The following is a 19,324-nucleotide window of genomic DNA, read 5'->3' as shown; positions in this document are numbered from 1 at the left end:
GCCGCCGTGTGGCGGCATGCTATATTTGTCCTATGACAAAACCCGGAGGTGGCCCGGCCGTGGAGGCAGGGCCCGCATGAGATGGGCGGCACCCAGACACAGCATGATTTGCACGGCCGCTGGCCCCAGGCGCGGTCGGTCGAGGACTTCCAGCGCAATCTGGCGGCGGTGCGCGCGCGCATCGACGCGGCCTGCGCCCGGGCCGGGCGCGAGCCCGGCAGCGTGCGCCTGCTGCCCGTGAGCAAGACGGTCGACGACGCGCGCATCCGCCTGGCGTATGAGGCGGGCTGCCGTTTCCTGGGCGAAAACAAGCTGCAGGAAGTCTCGCGCAAATGGGAGGCCCTGGCCGACCTGGAGGATCTCAGGTGGTCGGTCATCGGGCATCTGCAGACCAACAAGGCCAAGCTCGTGGCGCGGTATGCCGATGAATTCCAGGCCTTGGACAGTCTGCGCGTGGCCGAAGCGCTGGAGCGCCGCCTGCAGGCCGAGGGCCGCGGGCTGGATGTCTTCGTGCAGGTCAATACGTCTGGCGAAGCCAGCAAATACGGCCTGGCGCCCGAGGCGGTGGCCGGCTTTGTGCGCGAGCTGGCCCCGTTTGCGGCCTTGCGCGTGCGCGGCCTGATGACGCTGGCCCTGCTCTCGACCGAAAGCAGCCGCGTGCGGCAGTGCTTCGCGCGGCTGCGCGATGTGCGCGACCGCCTGCGCCAGGAACGGCCGGACGTGGCGCAGCTGTCCATGGGGATGTCGGGCGACTACGAGATCGCCATCGAGGAAGGCGCGACCGTGGTGCGCGTGGGGCAGGCCATCTTCGGGGCGCGCAGTACCCCCGACGGCTATTATTGGCCCCAGGGCTGAGGGGCGGGCCGGCCGTGATGGCCGGCCCGCGCAAACGCCGTTCTCCGGCGCTTATTCCGGCTGGATGCCGGCTTCTTTCATGCGCTTGCTCCAGGTGGCAAGCTGGTCCTGCACGAAGCCCAGTTGTTGCTCAGGGGTGTTGGGGGCAACCGTCATTCCCATGAGTTCGAACTTCTGCTGGACCTCGGGGCGCGCCAGGGCCTTGTTGATGGACTGATTGAGCTTGGCCACGACGTCGGCGGGCATGCCGGCCGGTCCACCCACGCCCACCCAGACGACCAGGTCAAAGGCCGAGTAGCCGGTTTCGGCGAAGGTCGGCACATCGGGCAGGTCCTTCAGGCGCTGCGGCGTGCTGATGGCCAGCGCCCGGATCTTGTTGGAGCGGATGAGCGGCATTGCCACCGATAGATCGCCCAGCACATAGTCCACCTGGCCGCCGGCCAGGTCGGTCAGCGCGGGCGGCTGGCTCTTGTACGGAATGCCGGTGGCCTTGACGCCGGCAATGCTGTTGAAGGCCGCGCCCGCCACCTGGCCGCCCGGCGAGCCATAGCCGAAGTTCAGCGTCTTGCTCTTGGCCTTTTGCACCAGGTCTTTGACGCTGCTGACATCGCCGTCGCCGCGCACCAGAAGCAGCATGGGCATGGTGGTCAGGCGCGAGATGTGCGTGAAGTCCTTGACGGCGTCGTAGCGCAGGTCTTTCACCAGGCCGGGATTGATCGAGTTCAGCGAGCTGCTGGTGATGGTCAGGGTGTAGCCGTCGGCCGGCTGGCGCAGGGCAAAATCGGTGCCGATGACGCCTTGCGCGCCAGGGCGGTTTTCGATGATGAAGTTGCCGCCGAGGTCGCGGCTCAGCTCCTGGCCCAGGATGCGGGCGCTGTTGTCGGTGGCGCTGCCGGTCGAGAAGGCGGCGATGATGCGCACGGGCTTGTCGCCGGGATAGGCGTCGGCGGCGAGGGCGGCGCCGGCCATGGCCATCGTCATGGCGCAGAGTGCGGCGCGGGTGGCAAATCGGGGCTTGTTCATAAGTCTCCTGTCTATTCTTCTGGTTGCTGCGGTTGGAAAAATCAGAGGGCGCCGTCCGGCGCCGGCATCTCTCCCAGGGCCGGCGGGCCGCGCCGGATGGACGCCGGCGTGCGCGATAGCTTGATGGGGATGCCGGGCCCGGTGTAGCCGTCCTGGCGCACGACCATGGCGCGATGCGCGGTATGCGGGGCCGCGGCGACCGCGCCCACATCGAGGATGGGCGCGGCCGGCACGTTCTGCGCCAGCAGGCGCGGGCCGATTTCCTCGCCATCGAGGGTGGCGAGGGCGGCGCGCAGCGCGGCGTCCAGCGCGTCGCGGTTGGCCACGCGCTGGCCATTGGTGGCAAAGCGCGGGTCCTGCGGCAGCTCGGGCAAGCCCAGCTGGATGCACAGCTTGCCGAACAGGCGGTCGTTGGCCACGGCGATGAACAGCGGGCAGGTGCGCGTCTGGTAGACGTTGTAGGGCACGATGTTCGGATGCCCGTTGCCGCTGGGCCTGGGCGTCACGCCGGAGGCCAGGTAGTTGGTCAGGAAGGGATGGGCCACCGACACCGCCGAGTCATACAGGGTGATGTCGGCCATCTGGCCCTGGCCGGTCAGGTGGCGCGCCTGCAAGGCCAGCAGGACGGCCATGGCGGCGTTCATGCCGGTGGTCAGGTCGACCACGGGCACGCCCAGGCGCAAGGGCGGACCGCCCGCCTCGCCATTGATGCTGAGCAGGCCGGCCATGGCCTGCACCGCCGCGTCATAGCCGGGCAGCTCGCCCAGCGGGCCGTCGTCGCCGAAGCCGGTGATGCGGCAATGGATCAAGCGCGGGTAGCGTTGGGTGATCTCCTTGGGCGAGGCGACGCCCCAGGCGCGCAGCGTGCTGGCCTTGAAGTTCTCGATCAGCACATCGGCGCTTTCCAGCAGTTGCCAGAAGACGGCGCGGGCGCCGTCCTGGTTCAGGTCCAGCACCATGCTGCGCTTGTTGCGGTTGACCGCCCGGAAGTAGGCTGAGCTGCCCTCGACGAAAGGCGGCCCGAAGCCGCGGCATTCGTCTCCCTCCGGCGCCTCTATCTTGATGACTTCGGCGCCATGGTCGCCCAGTATCTGGCCGCAAAAGGGGCCCGCCAGCACGCGCGATGCGTCGATGACGCGCAGCCCCTGCAGGGCGCCGCCCGTTTGTGTTGCCTGCATATTGCTCTCCTTGTCGCGCCTAGGCGATATGCCAGACATAGCCTTCGGCGGCCGGCAGGCGGCGCAGGCTCAGGCGGTGGTCATGGGCGTCGCGCGCCCCGTTCAAGAGCCCTTCCCAGGCCATGTCCAAGGCGGGGTGGGGGTCGTTCATGCCTTGCAGCAGGGCCCAGCCGGCCTGGCGCACGACATAGCCCTGGCCGTCCGGCGTCACCTCGGCCTGGTCGCCCTGGGCATGCAGCAGCGCTGCCAGGAAGGCCGCGAAACCCTTGGCGCCGGCTTCGGGCGCCACGCCCAGGCCCTGCGCGGTCTCGTGATAGCACTGCATGCCGATCAGCTGGCCCGTCAGCTTCAGCAAGGCTCCGGCGTCTTCGGGGCCCCAGAGCTGCAAGGCGGTGGGCAGGGCGCTGCGCACATATTCCATGGCGTAGTTGCGGTTGGCCTTGGCCAGGCGGTCGCGCGGCCAGGTCTCGGTGGGCAGGCCGGGCGCGGCGGCCGGATCGAAGTCCGGCGCATCCTCGTGGCGCGCGAAGCGCAGGCGCTCATGCGGCAGCAGGTCGTGGTCGTATTCGTAGTAATAGCCTTCGAGGCCCGACTGGCCGTCGACGGCCTGCTTGGTGCAGACAAAGCCTAGCCTGGGATTGCCCAGCGATACGCCGTTCTGCGCGTGCCAGCCGGCCAGCATGGCGCGCGAGACTTCCGAGGGGATGGCGCAGATGGCCGTGCCCGACCAGATCCAGCGCGGCGCGGCGTAGCGTATCCACGCCTTGCGGTCGGATTCGTACATGTATTGCACCGACACGCCGCCGATATGGTTGGACAGATAGTGGTATTGGGCGGCCGCCACGGCAGGGGGAAGATGGTCGATGCCGAGTTTCTTCAGGCCCGGCAGGAAACGCTCGCGGCGCTGGCGGCAGAAGATCTCATAGACCAGTTCGCTGGCGCGCGGCGTGCCGCGCCGCGTCACGGTGGACAGCACGATGCCCGTGAAATAAGCGTGATACCAGTTGGCCACGGCGCGCCAGGCGCGCTCGTTCTCGTTCAATGACATGCCATCATCCTTGGGTGTACGCAGCCGGCAGCGGCAAGGCGCTGGCCAGGATGCCGTCGGCGATCTGGACCGCGATGCGTTCGCGGTCGGCTTCGGTTTCGTTGTCGCGCGGGCGGTACCACATCGTGGTCCAGTTCAGCGCGCCCAGCATGGGTTTGACGGCCAGCGCGGCCGGCGCCTCGCGGAACTGGCCCAGGCGCATGCCCTCTTGCAGGACGTCGCGGTACAGCGTCTCGTAGTCGTCGCGCAGCTTGACCAGCTCTTCGAGTTCGGCGCGTTCCTCGTCCGTGCTGCGGCCGGTCATGCGCAATTCGGCCCCTTGCACCGTGACGCGCTGATAGGGCAGGTGGCGCATCATCAGATGCGTGTGGGCGTGGGCCATGTTCCACAGCCGGCGCGCCGGCGGCAGCGCGGTGTCGCGGGCCAGCGGCTCAACGGTATCGAAGTTCAGCTGCATGGCCCGCCGATGGACGGCGAAAAACAGCTCGGTCTTGCTGCGGTAGTAGTAATAGACGCTGCCCTTGGTGAGGCCGATGAGATCGGCCACCGAATCGATGGTGGCCGCCGCGAACCCCATCTCGGTGAAGGCGGCCGCCGCCGCGTCCAGCAGGTCGATCTGCCGCTGGGGCATGTCGTCGTAGGCGATTTTTCGCTTGGCTTTCATGGCGGTTCTCAGGCCGAGAGCGCTTCTTTCTTGACGGCGCGCGCGATGACCAGGCGCTGGATCTCCGAGGTGCCTTCATAGATCTCGGTGATGCGCTGGTCGCGGTAGGCGCGCTCGACGGCGCAAGGCTTGACATAGCCCCGGCCGCCGAGAATCTGCACGGCGTCGTCCACCACGGCATGCGAGTTTTCGCTGGCCAGCAGCTTGGCCATGGCGCCCAGCACGCCGATGTCCTGGCCGGCGTCATAGGCGCGGGCCGCTTCGTAGGTCATCATGCGCGAGGCCGACAGGGCCGTGGCCGAGTCGGCGAGCTTGAAGCCGATGGCCTGGTGATCGATGATGGGCTTGCCGAAGGTCTCGCGGCGGGCGGCGAAATCGCGCGCCGCCGCATAGCTGCCCAGCGCGATGCCATTGGCCTGGGCGGCCACCACGACGCGGCCGATGGCCAGCGTGCCCAGGGCCAGCCTCATGCCGCGCCCTTCCTCGCCGACCATGGCGCTGGCGGGCACCCAGGTGTCGAGCTTGAGGTTGGTGGTGGTCGTGCCGCGGATGCCCATCTTGTCTTCGTAGAAATCCACCGCCACGCCGGGGGCGTCGCGCCGCACCACGAAGGCGCTGATGTTGTGGCGTTCGTCGTCGCTGCTGCGGGCGAACACGATGAAATGGCTGGAGTGGCCGCCATTGCCCAGCCAGCATTTTTCGCCGCGTATGCGCCAGCCCTCGCCCTCGCGCACGGCCACGGTCTGCAGGCCGGAGGGATCGGAGCCCGCGTCGCGCTCGCTCAGCGCGAAATTGACCGCGCGGCCCTGGGTGGCCAGCCCGCCCAGCAGCTCCATCTTCTGGGCGTGGGTGCCGCCCAGCAGGACCGGGAAGGCGCCCAGCGAGAGCGCGGCCAGGATGGCGGCGGTAGAGGCGCAGCCCTGGGCCACGGTTTCGACCACCGAGACCACGGAGGTCAGCGATGCGCCGCTGCCGCCATATTCGGCCGGCACGAACATGCCCGAGATGCCGCTGGCCAGCAGGGGCGCGAGATGTTCCACGGGATAGCGCTGCTCGGCGTCGATGGCCGCCGCGGCGGGGGCGAAAAGATCCCGCGTCAATGCCGCCGCCTTGTCGCGCCAGACCACCGATTGGACCGGCAGCGCCGGTTCCCAGACCACAGTCATGAATTTCTCCAAAAACATACTACTGAGTATTTATCAAACATACTACTCAGTATTTATTTTGGAGATACTGGGGAAAACCCGCGCCGGCCGCCCGGCCCCGGCGCGGGCGGCAAAGACATATCGGCTCCGTCGAGGATCAGGCGCCCCTTCGGGGCGCGCTGTTCATGAAGACGGACCGGGAAACGGAGACAGGCGACCGCAGAAAAGCCGGCGCCGCCTCAGCCGGCGCGCCGGGTATCGGCCAACGCGCGGTCGATGGCGTCGACGATCTGCGTCACTTCACGCTCGCCCATGGGCGTGGACAGCGCCATCAGGCCGTAACCGGCGGCCAGGACGCCGTGCGCCAGCAGGGCGTCCACAAAGGTTTTCAGGCGCGCCGACGCCTGGGCGTCGGGATAGATGCTCCGGTAGTCGCGCGGGGCCTGTCCGGTGAAGTGGATGCGCAGCAGCGAGCCCATGCCCACGGCGCGGCCGGGCAGGCCATGGCGCTTGAGCGCTTCGTTGGCGCCATCGCGCACCGCTTGGCCGATGCGGTCCAGGTGCGCGAAGGCCGGCGCGTCCAGGGCTTGCAGCGCGGCCAGGCCGGCCGTCATGGTGACGGGGTTGGCCGAGAACGTGCCGCCATGGGGCAGGGCGGGCTTGCCGCCGGTCGGGTCGAAGACCGCCATCACCTCGCGGCGCCCGCCCACCGCGCCTACCGGGAACCCGCCGCCGATGACCTTGCCGAAGGTCGTGAGGTCGGGCGTGGTCCCGAAGAGGGATTGCGCGCCGCCATGGGCCAGGCGGAAAGAGATCACCTCATCGAAGATGAGCAGGGCGCCCGCGGCATCGGCGGCCTGGCGCAGGGTAGCCAGGAATTCCGCCGAGGCGCCGACCAGGCCGGCGCGGTTGGGCAGCGGATCGATGAGGATGGCGGCCAGGTCCTTGCCGTGCCGGGCGATCAGGCGCTGCGCGGTCGGCGGGTCATTGAAGGGGATGACGATGACGTCGTCCAGCACGCCGCCCGGCGTGCCCGTCGCATAAGGCACCGATCGCGGCAGGTCTTCGCCCCATTGCGCGGGTTGGGAGTCCAGGCTGACTTCGGCGGGGTCATAGCTGCCGTGATAGGCGCCTTCGACCTTGGCGATCTTGGGACGCCCGGTGTAGGCCCGGGCGGCCTTGATGGCCATCATGACGGCCTCGGTGCCCGAGTTCATGAAGCGGACCCGTTCCACCGAGGCCACGCGGCGCGAGAGTTCGCGCGCCAGGTCGATCTCGCTGGGCGTGGGCATGCCGAAGCAGGTGCCCAGGGCCAATTGCCGGGTGACCGCCTGCGTAATCTCCGGCTTGGCATGGCCATGGATCATCGCCGTGTAGTTGTTGATGCAGTCGATGCGCCGCACGCCGTCCACATCCCACACATGGCAGCCCTCGCCGCGCGCGGCGTACAGGGGGAAAGGATGCTGGAACACGGTGGTGCGCGTATTGCCCCCGGGCAGGTATTTCTGGGCTTCGGCATAGAGGGCGGCGGATGCCGGAAAGTCGGAAGCGGTATACATGGCTGCGGTTCCTGGTGTGAATGGCGTCGGCGACAGGTTAGAGCGGACACTCCAGAAAAAAAATCTATGGATTAAAATCTCCATTTCCAGAAATTGTGCTTCTGCACCGGACCGCCATGAGCCCCACGGTCGAAAGTCTTGTCCGCCAGGAATACGACAACCTGTCGCGCACGTTGCGCCGCACGGCGACCTGGATCCTCGCCAATCCGGCGCATGTGGCCACCCGTTCGCTGGACGAGCTCTCCGAGATGTCCGGCCAATCCAGCGCTTCCTTCATCCGCCTGGCCCAGCACCTGGGCTATGCCGGCTGGAGCGGGCTGCGGGAGGGGTTCGCGGACATGCTGCGCCGGGGGCAGAACCGGGGCATGTTCGCCGAGCGCATGGCCGCCACGACCCTGGTGTCGCCGGTGCCGGCCATGCTTCGCACCGAAGTCATGAACGTGCAGAGCTGCTATACGCCTGACAATGCCAAGGCCATCGAAGAGGCCGTGGGCCGGATGGCGCAGGCGCGGCGCATCGCGCTGGTCAGCCGTCTGTCGTGCACGGCCGTCATGACCTGGCTGCACTATTTGCTGCGCATGACGGCGGCCGACGTGGTGCTGGCCGACGACCGCGGCGGCGGCTTTGCGCTGGACCTGCTGGACCTGGGCAAGAAAGACGTGGTGATCGCGGCGTCGTTCGAACCCTGCAGCCGCGATACGGTCAGCGCCACGCGCCTGGCCAGGGAGGCGGGCGCCTGGACCCTGGGCATCGTCGATGCGCCCCTGAGCGCGCTGGCCAGGGCCACCGACAGGCAACTGCTCGTGCGCAAGGAATCCGACGCCTTCTTCGATTCCATGGTGGGGGCGATGGCGGCCGTGCAATGGCTGGCCTCGGCCTGGGTGGCGCGCCGGGGCGAGGCCGCCCACGCGCGCGCCAAGCAGCACCAGAAGATGATGGTCGCCACCGGGGCCTTCGAGCCCGACGACCTGCCCTCGAAACCGGGCATGGCGGCGGGCTGATCCCGTCTACTCCAGCTGCACGCCGACCTTGGCCACCAGGTCGCCCCATTTCCGGGTCTCCTGCTCGACGAAGGCGCCGAACTGCTCGGGGCTGTCGTTGCAGGCGATGCCGCCCAGCTCATGGATCTTGGCGATGACGGCGGGGTCGCTCAGGACCTTGTTCAGCGCGGTCTGCAGGGTCTGGAGCACGGCGGGCGGGGTGGCCGCCGGCGCGAAAAGCCCAAACCACGACGTGGCTTCATAGCCGGACAGGCCGGCTTCGCTCATCGTGGGCACCGCGGGCATGTTCGAAGCCCGCTGCGCCGTGGTCACGGCCAGGGCCTTGAGCTTGCCGGCCTTGTTCTTGTCCGTGACGATGTAGGGAATGGACGACGGCAGGTTGTCGAACATGACATCGACCTGGCCGCCCACCAGGTCCTGCAGGGCCGGCGCGCTGCCCTTGTAGGGCACGTGCAGCATGTCCACGCCCGCCATGGACTTGAACAACTCGCCCGACAGATGCTGCGAGCCGCCGATGCCGGCCGAACCGAAGGTGACCTTGCCGGGATGGGCCTTGGCGTAGGCGATCAGTTCGGCCACCGTCGAATACGGGGCGCTCACCGGCGCCTCCAGCACGTTGGGGACCATCGCGATGCGCGACAGCGGCGCGAAGTCGCGCAGGTGGTCATAGGGCATGTTTTTATAGAGGGCGGCGTTGATGCCATTGGTGCCCACCGTGCCCAGCAGCAGGGTATAGCCGTCCGGGTTGGCGCGGGCGACGAAGGCCGCGCCGATGTTGCCCGCCGCGCCGGGACGGTTCTCGACCACGATGGTCTGCTTGAGCGCCTGGCCCAGCTTCTCGCCGACCACGCGCGCCAGGATGTCGGTCGTGCCGCCCGCGCTGAAGGGCACGACGACGGTGATCTGTTTGTTGGGAAAGGCCTCGGCGGCCGATGCGGCCGGGCCCTGGGCGGCGGCGGCCAGCAGGATGCCGCCGAGCATCTTGAGCGCGGGGCGCCGGGACAGAAGGATAGGGGACATGGGGGTTCCGTTAGAAGGGCGAAATCAGGCGTGGCAGAAATGCGCGACCAGGTTCTTCATCAGCGTCGATACCGGGTTGTCGAAGTGGTTCCAGGGCAGGCTGCCGCAAAAGGTGATCGAGCCCACGGCGAACACCGCGCCGCCGCGGGGCAGCTCGAAATACACCATGTCGGCACGCACCAGCGAGGCCGCGCGGCCGCCATCCTTGTAGCTGGGCGGGGCGATCAGCTCTTCCAGCGTGGCCCCGAAGTGGGATTGATGTCCCTCCGAGGTGCAGAGGATGGCCGCATTGACGGGCGTGCCCAAGAGCGGCTCGGCGCGATCCAGTTCGAAGCCCGCCGCGCCGCCGCCGGAAAAGCCGAAGTCGCCGATCCGTTCTTGGTCGATGCCCTTGAACAGCCAGGCGTAGTCGGGCGCATAGGAAGCCGGCTGGCGGCGGTAATACGAGCCCTCGAAACGGCCCTGGGCGGCAAAACCCACGCCGACCAGCGCCTGCGGCGCGCGGCCGTTGTTGCGCCACAGACCGCCATAGCCGCCGTCCAGCGCGTGGTAGTACTCGCCCGGCAGGGCCACCCAGGATCGCACGCCGTTTTCCGCTCGGCGCACTTCCAGCACATTGGGCACTTCCTCGCTTCGGCCCACCCGCCAGTAAAAGCCATTGCCGCCGAGATAGGCCAGCTTGCCGCCACCCTCGATGTAGTCGCGGAAAGCGTCCAGCGAAGCCGGCGACTGGTACTCGGGATGGGTGCTGGTCAGCACGGCCTTGTAGGGCGTGAGCAATCCCGCGCCGTCGGTCTCCAGATCGTGGTCGGTCAGGATGTCGTAGTCGATCCCCGAGGCCTCCATCCAGGCCACGATATGCATGTCGGCCGCGAAGTGGCGCAAGCCCGAACCGCGCGCGTCGGGGTAGGCGATATAGCCGGGACGCATGGTGAGCAGGGGGCGCTGCGATCCGCAGTAGGCCACGCCGCTGCCGTCGGCATGCAGGTTGTAGGCCGACAGGCCGAACTGTTTGTTGACGGCGGGGTGATGGGGGTAGGTGCCCCATTCGGCCATGCGCGCGCGCATGGCCTCGTCGTAGTTCTTGCGATCGTAGTTGCCGTAAATCTGGTAGGTATAGGTGGGCATGACCAGCGCGACCGGCGCCGGGCGCGCGCCGCGGGCCGGGAGGATGAAGACGGGGATGACGTCTTCCTCGCCGCCATCGGCGCGCTCGCGCAGGCGGATGCCGTACACGCCGCTGCGCAAGTCCCGCGACACCTCGAAGACGAAGTCGGTCTCCCATTGGCAGTCATAGAGATCGTCCTCATGGAAGTGCACGGCGGCATACTGGTCGGGACGGTCCCGCCAGTTCATCGCGCTGCCGTCCCAATACGGCCCGCGCACGGCCCGCGTGGGCAGGTTGACCATGTTGCCGTCGAGCCTGAAAGGACCGCGGTCGCTGATGCGCCGCGAGGCGATGTCCAGGCTGAAGTCCCACCAGGCCAGCAGATCGGGAAAGCGCAGGCGCGCCGGGTCGATGACGGCGGCGCCATCGTGGCGGCCCGAAGCGATGAAGGGGTGTTCAAGGCGGCCATTGAAATGCGCGCGGTAGTGTGGCCCGTCCGGGTCCTGCTCGGCGCCGAACACCATCTGTCCATCCAGGCGGCAGGGCGCGGCCAAGGCCATGGCGGCTTCCGCGCCCGGCAGGCCCCGGGCATCGATGGCCCGCTGCAGCAAGCGCACCCGGCCATCTTCGGCGATCACCCGCAGCTCATACCAGTGGCGCGGATGCATGGGCGCATCGATGCGGCAGCGCTGCGCGCCGATGTGCAAGACCGCGCCCTGGGCTGACACGCGCAAGGACAGCGGGGTGGCGCCGCCGGCCGACAGCACGGCCGATTCGCGGCCCTCTAGCAGCCAGGGCTGCACGCGCAGGCCTATCGTCCAATTCGGCCCGAGCGGCAGCGAGCCGATCGGCACTACGCCGCAAGAGCCTTGGTGGATGGCCTGCGCGCGGGACGGGTAGCGGCCCGCGAAGCCGGCTTGCGCCGGCGTGTAGCGCATGCCCGGGCCGGCCGGATTCGGATCGGCGCTGTGGATGCGCACCAAGTCCGCGAAATACGGTTTATCCAGCGAACTGGAAACTTTGACCGCCAGGCTTTCGCCCGGCCGGGCGGAAAACCTGTCCGTGTAGCCGACTAGCGAGATCATGCTGTGTCCAACCTCCGGGAGCGTTGTGGTGGCCACCGGCCGGGTTCACGAGGGCCGGGGCGGAGCGTGGGCAAAATCGTAGAGCGTATGCTCCGCGCTCAGAAGAAACGGATGAAAATCTCCGTTTTCAGAGTTTGTTTTCCACGGGGGCGCCGGGCGGTGCCGCCGCGGCGCCGATGCGCTAGCATGTTCGCCACCCTCACCCGGAGACTATGCATGAGCGCCTTGGACGCCTTTCCCATCACCCGCAAGTGGCCCGCCCTCCATCCCGACCGCATCCAGCTGTATTCGCTGCCCACGCCCAATGGCGTGAAGGTGTCCATCATGCTGGAGGAGACCGGGCTGCCGTATGAGGCGCACCGGGTGAGTTTCGATGCGCAGGACCAGTTTTCGCCGGAGTTCCTGTCGCTAAGCCCGAACAACAAGATTCCGGCCATCCTGGATCCGGCCGGCCCCGGCGGCAAGCCGCTGGGCCTGTTCGAGTCGGGCGCCATCCTGGTCTACCTGGCCAGCAAGACGGGCGCCTTGCTGCCGGCCGACACGGCGGGCCGGTTCGAGACCCTGCAATGGCTGATGTTCCAGATGGGCGGCATCGGCCCGATGTTCGGCCAGCTGGGTTTCTTCCATAAGTTCGCCGGCAAGGACTACGAGGACAAGCGTCCCCGCGACCGCTACGCGGCCGAATCCAGCCGCTTGCTGGGCGTGCTGGACCAGCGGCTGCAGGACCGCCAATGGGTGATGGGCGATACCTACACCATCGCCGACATCGCCATCTTCCCCTGGGTGCGCAACCTGGTGGGCTTCTACGGCGCGGGCGAACTGGTGGCGTTCGACCGCTACGCCAATGTGAAGCGCGTGCTGGATGCCTTCGTGGCGCGGCCGGCCGTGGCGCGCGGGCTGACGATTCCCTCGGCGTAGCGCGCGGCCCGGCCGCCTGGCGAGGCGGCCGTCGGCGTGGACAAGACAATAAAAACCGTCTGCGCCAACGGCCCGGCGGGACGCGGGCCTGCCGCGCTGGCCCTCGCCGGATGGGCGGCGGACACCGGCGTTCCGGATCATCCGCCCGCCCATTGCGGCGCGAGGCCCAGGGATGGCTTCCAGCCGTAACAAACCCTGTTCATGACAGCGGACAGCCGGTACATTCCAAAGTCTGACAACAAGCTGAAAGATAGGCGGAGGACGAGGTTTCCACCCTGCTCATTTCAGGAGATACGCAATGAAGATCCGGATTCGCCGGGCCGCGGCCATGCTGGCCTTGAGCCTGGCCACGGCGGGCGCCTGGGCCCAGAAGGCCCCGGCCTACCAGCCCACGGTCGGCCAGGAAGGCAAGGACGTCGTCTGGGTGCCCACCCCCCAATCCCTGGTCGACCGCATGCTGGAGATGGCGCAGGTCACGCCCCAGGACTATCTGGTGGACCTGGGGTCGGGCGATGGCCGCACGGTGATCACGGCGGCCAAGCGGGGAGTGCGCGCCCATGGGGTGGAGTTCAATCCGGACCTCGTGGCCCTGTCGCGCAAGGCGGCCCAGGACGAGGGCGTGTCCAAGACCGCGACGTTTGAGCAGGGCGATATCTTCAAGACCGATTTCTCGCAGGCGACGGTGGTGACGCTGTTCCTGCTGCCGCAGCTCAATCTGCGCCTGCGGCCCATCCTGCTGGACATGAAGCCCGGCACGCGGGTGGTGTCCAACTCCTTCAACATGGACGACTGGGCGCCGGACGAAACCGCCGAGGCGGGAGGCGATTGCGTCAATTATTGCAATGCCTATAAGTGGGTGGTGCCGGCCAAGGTGCAGGGCAGCTGGCAGTTGCAGGGCAAGCGGCTGACGCTGGAGCAGCGCTTCCAGAAGCTGGAGGGCAATCTGCATGACGGCGGCGATGCGATCCGGCTGCGCGAGGCGCGCCTGGACGGCGCCCGCATCGCCTTCGTGGCCGGCGGCGACCGCTATGTCGGCGAGGTCGACGGCGATACGATCGCCGGCACGGTCAACGGCTCGGGCCGCTGGTCCGCCACCCGGATACGCTAGGCGCCAGGGCCGCGCGGCCCTGTCCCGCCACGCGGGCTAGCCCGGCTTGTTGTTGGCCGACAGCCGCAGGTTGGTCTTGAGCATGTCGTAGACATGGCGCGTCAGCGGATTGATGAGGTCGCGCCGCATCCACAGGAAGTAATTGACGTCCGGCAGGGGTGGCAGGCCGTCTTTCTCGCCCAGCACGCGCATGTCCGAACCCAGCAGTTCGACGCTGCGCGCCGTGATGCCCAGGCGGGCGCGCAGCGCGGCCTTGATGCCGACCAGGTTGGGCGCGACGTAGTTGGTCTGCCAGTGCACCTGGGATTGCTCCAGGGCGTTGAGGGCGATGCGGCGGAAGATACTGGGTTCGTCGGCCAGCACCAGGGGCACGGGCGCATGGATGTCATGCACGTAATCGGCCGAGCACAGCCATACCGTGGGCGACGTCCGCAGCACCACGCCCTCGAAATCCTGGTCAAAGCGCGTGGACACGGTCAGGTCCAGCTCGCCGTTGCGCAGCGCCGTCATGAGGTGCGGGCTGCGGTCCACGCGGATCTCTAGCTTGATGCGCGGGAAGGTGCGCGCCACATGGGTCAGCACGCTGGGCAGGATGCTGTCGGCCACATCGTGGGGCGAGCCCAGCCGCAGTTCGCCTTCGAGCAGGCTGTCCTGCAGGGAGCGCAGCGCCTCGTCGTTGATGGCCAGCATGTGCCGGGCATAGGTGACGAGCTTCTCGCCGTGGCTGGAGAGGCGTTTATTGCGGCCGCGTTTCTCGAACAGCGGCAGGTCGATCAGGCCTTCGAGACGCTGCATCTGCTGCGTGATGGCCGATTGGGTCTTGTGCAGGCTGTCCGCGGCCGCGGAAAACGAGTCATGTTCGGCAATGGCGACCAGCGTGCGCAGCAGGTCGAGATCCAGGTTGCGCATGGCGATTCTCGATAGAAGGGTCTTGCACAGCGGACCATAGCGCAATTCGGCCGATCGCGCTGCGCGCAAGACCTCCGCCGGGGCGTCAGTGGCGCACGTCTTCCAGGAATTTGCGGGCCCGCGGATGGCGCGGCGCGCTGAAAAAGGCGTCGGTGGCGCTGTCTTCGAGGATGCAGCCGGCGTCCATGAACCAGATGCGGTCGGCCACTTCGCGGGCAAAGTCCATCTCGTGGGTGACGATGACCATGGTCATGCCTTCGGCGGCCAGCTGTTTCATGACCGCCAGCACTTCGGACACCATCTCGGGGTCCAGCGCGCTGGTGGGCTCGTCAAACAGGATGACGGGCGGACGCTGGGCCAGGGCGCGGGCGATGGCCACGCGCTGCTGTTGGCCGCCGGACAGGTTGATGGGCATGGCGTCTATCTTGTGCGCCAGGCCCACCTTGGCCAGCAGCGTCTCGGCCAGCGCATCGGCCTCGCGGGCCGGCATGCCGAAGACCTTGCGGGCCGACAGCGTCACGTTCTCGCGCACCGAGTAGTGCGGAAAGAGATTGAACTGCTGGAACACGAAACCGATCGAGGCGCGCAGGCGGTTCAGGTCGCTCTTGGGGTCGTAGATGCTGCTGCCGTTGATGGTGATGTCGCCTTTCTGGATGGCCTCCAGGCGGTTGAGCGTGCGTATCATCGTGGATTTGCCCGAGCCCGAGGGGCCGCAGACCACGACCACTTCCCCTTTCCCGATGCGGCCGCTCACGTCGTTCAGGGCGTGGTAGTCGCCATACCATTTGTTGACCTGTTTCAGTTCGATCATGCGTTTCTCCCGGTTCAGGATGCCAGCCCCAGCCGGCGCCGTTGGATGCGGGTCTCGATGCGTTTGGCCAGGCGCGACAGCGTCAGGCAGATCACGAAATAAAAGCCCGCCAGAATGAGATAGGTCTGCAGCGCCGAGGTCAGTTCGATGCTGTTGATCTGCTGGCCCACGAAGGTTCCTTCCTCGACGCCGATGATGTAGACGATGGAGGTGGCCTTGATGGTCGAGACGAACTGGCTCACCAGCGAAGGAATCATGTTCACCAGGGCCTGCGGCAGGATCACGAAGCGCATGCTCTGCCAATAGGACAGGCCGGCCGAGCGGGCCGCCTCGGTCTGGCCGCGCGGCAGGCCCTGCAGGCCGGCGCGCACGATCTCGGCCAGGAAGGCGCTCTCGTAGAGCACGATGGCCACCAGGGCGGTCTTGAAGGCCGATATCGTCATGCCGGTGACCAGCGGCACGGCGAAGTAGGCCCAGAAGATGATCATGATGAGCGGGATGCCCCGGAAGGCCGTGACCCAGCAGGCGGCCAGCAGGCGGGCGGCGCGATAGTGGCCCACGCGGGCAAAGCCCAGCAGCAGCGCGATGGGGAAGGCCAGCGCCAGGCCCAGGCCGGCCAGCAGCAGCGTGGCCGCGAAGCCGCCCAGCGGGCCGTGGGGCCAGGATCCCACCAGGAACATCGTGCCGTATTTCTGCAGTATCTCCAGCATGGCTCAACCCTTGTATGCCGAGGGAAAGGCACGCTCGACCCGGTTGCCCACCAGCATGATGCACAGCGAGCACAGCAAGTAGATCGCCGTGGTCACGGCGAACACGTCGAAGGTGCGGAAAGTGAGGTTGTCGATATTCTTGGCCTGGTAAGTCAGCTCGGTCACGCCGATCACCATGGTCAGGCTGGTGTCCTTGAACAGGATGAGGGAGCGGTTGACCAGGGGCGGCACGGCGATGCGCAGCGCCTGCGGCAGGATCACATAGCGCATGGACTGCAGAAAGCTCAGTCCGATGGCGCGGCCGGCCTCGGCCTGGGCGGGCGGGATGGCTTTCAGGCCCGAGCGCAGGTCTTCCGACATATAGGCGCTGACGTTCAGGGCCAGCGCGATCACCGCGAAAAACATTTCGGTGTTGCCGGCGTTGACGTAGGCCTTGATTTCGGGCGGCAACACCTGGGGCATGCCGAAGTACCACACCATGATTTGCACCACCGTCGGCACATTGCGGTGGTACTCGACAAAGAGGGACATGAGCGCGTCCAGGGGCCGCAGGGGCAGGGCGCGCAGCAGCACGATGAGCAGCGCCAGCGCCATGCCCAGCAGCCAGGCCAGCGCGAAGACCGCCAGGGTGGTCTTCAGGCCGTCCAGCAGCAGCGCGCCGTACTGTCCGTGCAGGAGGAAGGTGATATCCAGATCCATATGCAGCGGCGGCGGCCCTCGCGGGCCGCCGCGTCATCCTCAGTTGGCCTGGGCGACCGGTTCGACCTTGAACGTGCGGGTGAGCTTGTAGATGGAGTCCTTGCCCAGCCACTTGGCATAGATGGCGTCCAGCTCGCCGTCGCTGTCCATCTTGGCCAGCACGCGGTCGATGGCCTGGATCAGCTCGGTGTTGCCCTTGTTGACCACCACGCCCATGCGCTCCGTAAAGAGCGGCTCGTCGATCAGCACGGCCGCGCTGCCGCTTTTGGCCGATTCGATCTCGAAGCGCTTGAGGGTCAGTTCGCCGGCCGAGATACCGTCGACCTTGCCGTTCTGCAGACCCAGGTAGCAGGTGGCGAGATCCTGGTAAGTGACGATCTGCGACTTGGCCAGCACGCGCCCGGCGATGGCCGCCGAGGACGAGCCCTTGCTGGCGCAGATACGCTTGCCTTCGAGCTGGGCCAGGGAGGCAAGCTTGTCGTCGCGGCGCACCAGCACCTTGATGCTGCCCTGCAGATACTGGACGCTGTAGTCGACCTGGGCGGCGCGCTCGGGCAGATAGGCCATGGAGCCCGCCACCACGTCGACGCGGCCCATCTTGAGCTCGGGGATGCGCGCCTCGGTGGACAGCGGCTTGTGTTCCAGCTGCACGCCCAGCCCGCGCGCCAAGGCCTGGCAGATATCCACGTCATAGCCCACAAAGCGCCGCGTGGCCGGGTCCTGGAAAGCGTAGGGTTCGCTGGCGCTTTGCGTGCCGCAGACCAGCTTCTTGTTGGCCTGGATGTCCTTCAGGCCGGCGGCCTGGGCGCCCAGGGCAAGGGCGGACAGGCCGCCAAGCAGGGCCAGCTTGGCAATCGAAGTCGTGAAGGGCTGCATGGGGTTTTCTCCTTGGACGGTAGTGATGGCGGCGCCAACGGCGTCAGGGGGTGAAGCGGTAGGACGCGCGTTCGCGTTCGTCGATCTGGTTGACCAGATTCGTTTCCCACTCCAGGTACTTGATGGCGGCGGCCTTGTTGCCGCTATGCCGGTCATGCACGAAGAACAGAAAATCAATGCAGGCTTCGTCGGGCGGCAGCGCCGGCGTGGCCTGCAGCGGCAGGCCGGCCGCGCGCCATTGCGAAGGCGTCTCCAGCAGCAGCCGGGCGCCGGCCTGCCCGCCGTGGTCGCGGGCGTAGAGTTCGGCCACCCGCGCGTCGTCGGCCACCAGCACGGCGCCGTGGGCCAGGGGCTCGCCCTGGCTGCGGATGCGCCATTGCGCGCCAGCGATGTGCTCCTTGCGATAGGCCATGCTGGGCCGCAGATCAATGAAGGCACGGCCTTCGGCCAGCAGCGCGGCGGCCTGGCCGCTGGTGATGCGCGGCAGCGTGGCCGGCACGCCGGGGGCGGGCGTGGGGGGCGCGTCCAGCGCCGCGGCCTCCAGCACATGGACTTCCCAGCCCATCTGGCGCAGCCAGCTGGCCACGGCGGGGGCGCGCACGCCTTCGCCATCGACCAGCACCAGGCGCGCGCCGCGCGTGCCGACGTATTGATCGGTGGCCTGTATCAGCTGGCCGCCCGGCGCATGCGCGGCGCCGGGCCAGGTGCCCTGGGCGTACTCCTCGGCAGTGCGCACATCGAAGACATAGGTGCTGCGGTCCGGCTCGGCCTGCAGCGCGCGCAAGGCCTCGGGCGTGATGGCGGCAATGCCGTGGCGGCGCGCCAGCGCCTGGGCGCGCTGGCGGGCGCGCTCGCGTTGCTCGGGCGTGATGGCCAGGCCGTGGCGGCGGGTCTGGCCATGGTCCAGGCGATAGTCCTTCAGATACCAGCCCTGGGTGCCGTTCTCCAGCGCGTAGACAGGGTTTCGGATGCCCAGGTTGATGAGGGTCTGGGCCCCGATGATGCTGCGCGTGCGGCCGGCGCAGTTGATCACGATGGTGGTTTTTTCGTCCGGCACGAGTTCGTCGATCCGCAGCGCCAGCTCGCCGTTGGGGCAGCAGGTGGCGCCGGGAATGCTCATTTTCTGGTACTCGGCATAGGGCCTGCCGTCCAGCACCACGAGGTCGTCGCCGCGGGCCAGGCGCCGGTTGAGTTCCTCGGCGCTGATGGCCGGCGTGTGCAGTTCGTGTTCGGCCAATTCGCCGAATGTCTTGCTGGGCAGGTTGACGCCGGCAAAAAGCGCATAGCCCTGCGCCTGCCAGGCCTGGACTCCGCCGTCGAGCACGGCCACCTGCCCGTAGCCGGCCGCGCGCAGCGCCTGGGCGGCCTTGTCGGCCACGCCGTTGCCCTGGTCGTAGACGACGATGCGGGTGGATTTGCGCGGCACGAGGCGGGCGGCCTCGAATTCCAGCTGGCTGTAGGGCACGTTGACGGCGTAGAACAGATGGGATTCGCCGTACTGGCCGTGCTCGCGCACGTCCAGCAGGGCGATCTCCCGGCCGTCGTGCAGCCAGTCTTTGAGCGTGGCGGCGTCTTCGCGCGCGCGAATGGTGTGGGTGATTGCCATG

At 67.7% G+C, this 19,324-nt stretch carries 18 protein-coding genes; 4 read left to right on the top strand and 14 right to left on the bottom strand.

Annotation, left to right across the window (positions count from 1 at the left end; genetic code table 11):
- Window positions 1-81: 81 nt before the first annotated feature.
- Window positions 82-855 (top strand): YggS family pyridoxal phosphate-dependent enzyme, encoded by a 774-nt coding sequence (locus AXA74_RS00480; protein ID WP_029578204.1) that lies wholly within the window; start codon window positions 82-84, stop codon window positions 853-855.
- A gap of 51 nt (window positions 856-906) precedes the next feature.
- On the opposite strand, the gene AXA74_RS00475 is transcribed toward AXA74_RS00480, so the two are convergent.
- The 6 genes from AXA74_RS00475 to AXA74_RS00450 all read right to left on the bottom strand — a co-directional run bounded on the left by AXA74_RS00475 (window position 907) and on the right by AXA74_RS00450 (window position 7,472).
- Complete coding sequence (locus AXA74_RS00475; protein WP_029578205.1) at window positions 907-1,878, bottom strand: Bug family tripartite tricarboxylate transporter substrate binding protein; 972 nt, start codon at window positions 1,876-1,878, stop codon at window positions 907-909.
- Window positions 1,879-1,919: 41 nt separating this feature from the next.
- On the bottom strand, window positions 1,920-3,056 hold the full coding sequence (locus AXA74_RS00470) for a CaiB/BaiF CoA transferase family protein (RefSeq protein WP_032972700.1): 1,137 nt from the start codon (window positions 3,054-3,056) through the stop codon (window positions 1,920-1,922).
- Between the two features lie 19 nt (window positions 3,057-3,075).
- Window positions 3,076-4,104, bottom strand: coding sequence for a hypothetical protein (locus tag AXA74_RS00465; protein WP_032958155.1), 1,029 nt, complete (start codon window positions 4,102-4,104; stop codon window positions 3,076-3,078).
- Between the two features lie 4 nt (window positions 4,105-4,108).
- Window positions 4,109-4,768 (bottom strand): TetR/AcrR family transcriptional regulator, encoded by a 660-nt coding sequence (locus AXA74_RS00460; protein WP_029578207.1) that lies wholly within the window; start codon window positions 4,766-4,768, stop codon window positions 4,109-4,111.
- 8 nt (window positions 4,769-4,776) lie between these two features.
- Complete coding sequence (locus AXA74_RS00455) at window positions 4,777-5,934, bottom strand: acyl-CoA dehydrogenase family protein (RefSeq protein WP_032958681.1); 1,158 nt, start codon at window positions 5,932-5,934, stop codon at window positions 4,777-4,779.
- A 218-nt stretch (window positions 5,935-6,152) separates the two neighbouring features.
- On the bottom strand, window positions 6,153-7,472 hold the full coding sequence (locus AXA74_RS00450; protein ID WP_032979482.1) for an aspartate aminotransferase family protein: 1,320 nt from the start codon (window positions 7,470-7,472) through the stop codon (window positions 6,153-6,155).
- Between the two features lie 116 nt (window positions 7,473-7,588).
- Here AXA74_RS00450 and AXA74_RS00445 point away from each other — a divergent pair, with 116 nt between their 5' ends.
- Window positions 7,589-8,473, top strand: coding sequence for a MurR/RpiR family transcriptional regulator (locus tag AXA74_RS00445; RefSeq protein ID WP_029578210.1), 885 nt, complete (start codon window positions 7,589-7,591; stop codon window positions 8,471-8,473).
- Window positions 8,474-8,479: 6 nt separating this feature from the next.
- On the opposite strand, the gene AXA74_RS00440 is transcribed toward AXA74_RS00445, so the two are convergent.
- Together AXA74_RS00440 and AXA74_RS00435 are read right to left on the bottom strand one after the other, a co-directional pair.
- Complete coding sequence (locus AXA74_RS00440) at window positions 8,480-9,493, bottom strand: tripartite tricarboxylate transporter substrate binding protein (RefSeq protein WP_032979481.1); 1,014 nt, start codon at window positions 9,491-9,493, stop codon at window positions 8,480-8,482.
- 24 nt (window positions 9,494-9,517) lie between these two features.
- Window positions 9,518-11,686, bottom strand: a complete 2,169-nt coding sequence (locus AXA74_RS00435; RefSeq protein ID WP_032979480.1) for a N,N-dimethylformamidase beta subunit family domain-containing protein — start codon at window positions 11,684-11,686, stop codon at window positions 9,518-9,520.
- Between the two features lie 216 nt (window positions 11,687-11,902).
- Between AXA74_RS00435 and AXA74_RS00430 the strand changes: the two genes are divergently transcribed.
- Both AXA74_RS00430 and AXA74_RS00425 read left to right on the top strand, forming a co-directional pair.
- A complete protein-coding gene (locus tag AXA74_RS00430) occupies window positions 11,903-12,604 on the top strand; it encodes a glutathione S-transferase N-terminal domain-containing protein (protein WP_029578213.1) in 702 nt (233 codons plus the stop codon).
- Window positions 12,605-12,902: 298 nt separating this feature from the next.
- On the top strand, window positions 12,903-13,712 hold the full coding sequence (locus tag AXA74_RS00425) for an SAM-dependent methyltransferase (RefSeq protein WP_032979479.1): 810 nt from the start codon (window positions 12,903-12,905) through the stop codon (window positions 13,710-13,712).
- 36 nt (window positions 13,713-13,748) lie between these two features.
- Here AXA74_RS00425 and AXA74_RS00420 read toward each other — a convergent pair whose 3' ends face one another.
- The 6 genes from AXA74_RS00420 to AXA74_RS00395 form a co-directional block, all read right to left on the bottom strand.
- Window positions 13,749-14,621, bottom strand: a complete 873-nt coding sequence (locus AXA74_RS00420; RefSeq protein ID WP_029578215.1) for a LysR substrate-binding domain-containing protein — start codon at window positions 14,619-14,621, stop codon at window positions 13,749-13,751.
- An 85-nt stretch (window positions 14,622-14,706) separates the two neighbouring features.
- Window positions 14,707-15,432 (bottom strand): amino acid ABC transporter ATP-binding protein, encoded by a 726-nt coding sequence (locus AXA74_RS00415; RefSeq protein WP_029578216.1) that lies wholly within the window; start codon window positions 15,430-15,432, stop codon window positions 14,707-14,709.
- Window positions 15,433-15,446: 14 nt separating this feature from the next.
- Window positions 15,447-16,142 carry an amino acid ABC transporter permease gene (locus tag AXA74_RS00410; protein ID WP_032963715.1) on the bottom strand — a complete coding sequence of 232 codons (696 nt, stop codon included), beginning with the start codon at window positions 16,140-16,142 and terminating at the stop codon, window positions 15,447-15,449.
- A 3-nt stretch (window positions 16,143-16,145) separates the two neighbouring features.
- Complete coding sequence (locus AXA74_RS00405) at window positions 16,146-16,841, bottom strand: amino acid ABC transporter permease (protein ID WP_032958138.1); 696 nt, start codon at window positions 16,839-16,841, stop codon at window positions 16,146-16,148.
- Between the two features lie 39 nt (window positions 16,842-16,880).
- Complete coding sequence (locus AXA74_RS00400; RefSeq protein WP_029578218.1) at window positions 16,881-17,717, bottom strand: transporter substrate-binding domain-containing protein; 837 nt, start codon at window positions 17,715-17,717, stop codon at window positions 16,881-16,883.
- A gap of 43 nt (window positions 17,718-17,760) precedes the next feature.
- Window positions 17,761-19,323: a rhodanese-like domain-containing protein gene (locus AXA74_RS00395; protein ID WP_032979478.1), complete on the bottom strand. Its 1,563-nt coding sequence runs from the start codon at window positions 19,321-19,323 to the stop codon at window positions 17,761-17,763.
- Between the last annotated feature and the right edge of the window lies 1 nt (window position 19,324).

The organism is Bordetella hinzii LMG 13501, assembly GCF_001548475.1.
Lineage (GTDB): Bacteria > Pseudomonadota > Gammaproteobacteria > Burkholderiales > Burkholderiaceae_B > Bordetella > Bordetella hinzii.
This window is presented reverse-complemented; position numbering and strand designations above follow the sequence as displayed.

Excerpts from the sequence above, each read along its gene's own strand:
- AXA74_RS00480 (WP_029578204.1), top strand. The coding sequence starts at position 82 with ATGGGCGGCACCCAGACACAGCATGATTTGCACGGCCGCTGGCCCCAG.
- AXA74_RS00475 (WP_029578205.1), bottom strand. The coding sequence starts at position 1,878 with ATGAACAAGCCCCGATTTGCCACCCGCGCCGCACTCTGCGCCATGACG.
- AXA74_RS00470 (WP_032972700.1), bottom strand. The coding sequence starts at position 3,056 with ATGCAGGCAACACAAACGGGCGGCGCCCTGCAGGGGCTGCGCGTCATC.
- AXA74_RS00465 (WP_032958155.1), bottom strand. The coding sequence starts at position 4,104 with ATGTCATTGAACGAGAACGAGCGCGCCTGGCGCGCCGTGGCCAACTGG.
- AXA74_RS00460 (WP_029578207.1), bottom strand. The coding sequence starts at position 4,768 with ATGAAAGCCAAGCGAAAAATCGCCTACGACGACATGCCCCAGCGGCAG.
- AXA74_RS00455 (WP_032958681.1), bottom strand. The coding sequence starts at position 5,934 with ATGACTGTGGTCTGGGAACCGGCGCTGCCGGTCCAATCGGTGGTCTGG.
- AXA74_RS00450 (WP_032979482.1), bottom strand. The coding sequence starts at position 7,472 with ATGTATACCGCTTCCGACTTTCCGGCATCCGCCGCCCTCTATGCCGAA.
- AXA74_RS00445 (WP_029578210.1), top strand. The coding sequence starts at position 7,589 with ATGAGCCCCACGGTCGAAAGTCTTGTCCGCCAGGAATACGACAACCTG.
- AXA74_RS00440 (WP_032979481.1), bottom strand. The coding sequence starts at position 9,493 with ATGTCCCCTATCCTTCTGTCCCGGCGCCCCGCGCTCAAGATGCTCGGC.
- AXA74_RS00435 (WP_032979480.1), bottom strand. The coding sequence starts at position 11,686 with ATGATCTCGCTAGTCGGCTACACGGACAGGTTTTCCGCCCGGCCGGGC.
- AXA74_RS00430 (WP_029578213.1), top strand. The coding sequence starts at position 11,903 with ATGAGCGCCTTGGACGCCTTTCCCATCACCCGCAAGTGGCCCGCCCTC.
- AXA74_RS00425 (WP_032979479.1), top strand. The coding sequence starts at position 12,903 with ATGAAGATCCGGATTCGCCGGGCCGCGGCCATGCTGGCCTTGAGCCTG.
- AXA74_RS00420 (WP_029578215.1), bottom strand. The coding sequence starts at position 14,621 with ATGCGCAACCTGGATCTCGACCTGCTGCGCACGCTGGTCGCCATTGCC.
- AXA74_RS00415 (WP_029578216.1), bottom strand. The coding sequence starts at position 15,432 with ATGATCGAACTGAAACAGGTCAACAAATGGTATGGCGACTACCACGCC.
- AXA74_RS00410 (WP_032963715.1), bottom strand. The coding sequence starts at position 16,142 with ATGCTGGAGATACTGCAGAAATACGGCACGATGTTCCTGGTGGGATCC.
- AXA74_RS00405 (WP_032958138.1), bottom strand. The coding sequence starts at position 16,841 with ATGGATCTGGATATCACCTTCCTCCTGCACGGACAGTACGGCGCGCTG.
- AXA74_RS00400 (WP_029578218.1), bottom strand. The coding sequence starts at position 17,717 with ATGCAGCCCTTCACGACTTCGATTGCCAAGCTGGCCCTGCTTGGCGGC.
- AXA74_RS00395 (WP_032979478.1), bottom strand. The coding sequence starts at position 19,323 with ATGGCAATCACCCACACCATTCGCGCGCGCGAAGACGCCGCCACGCTC.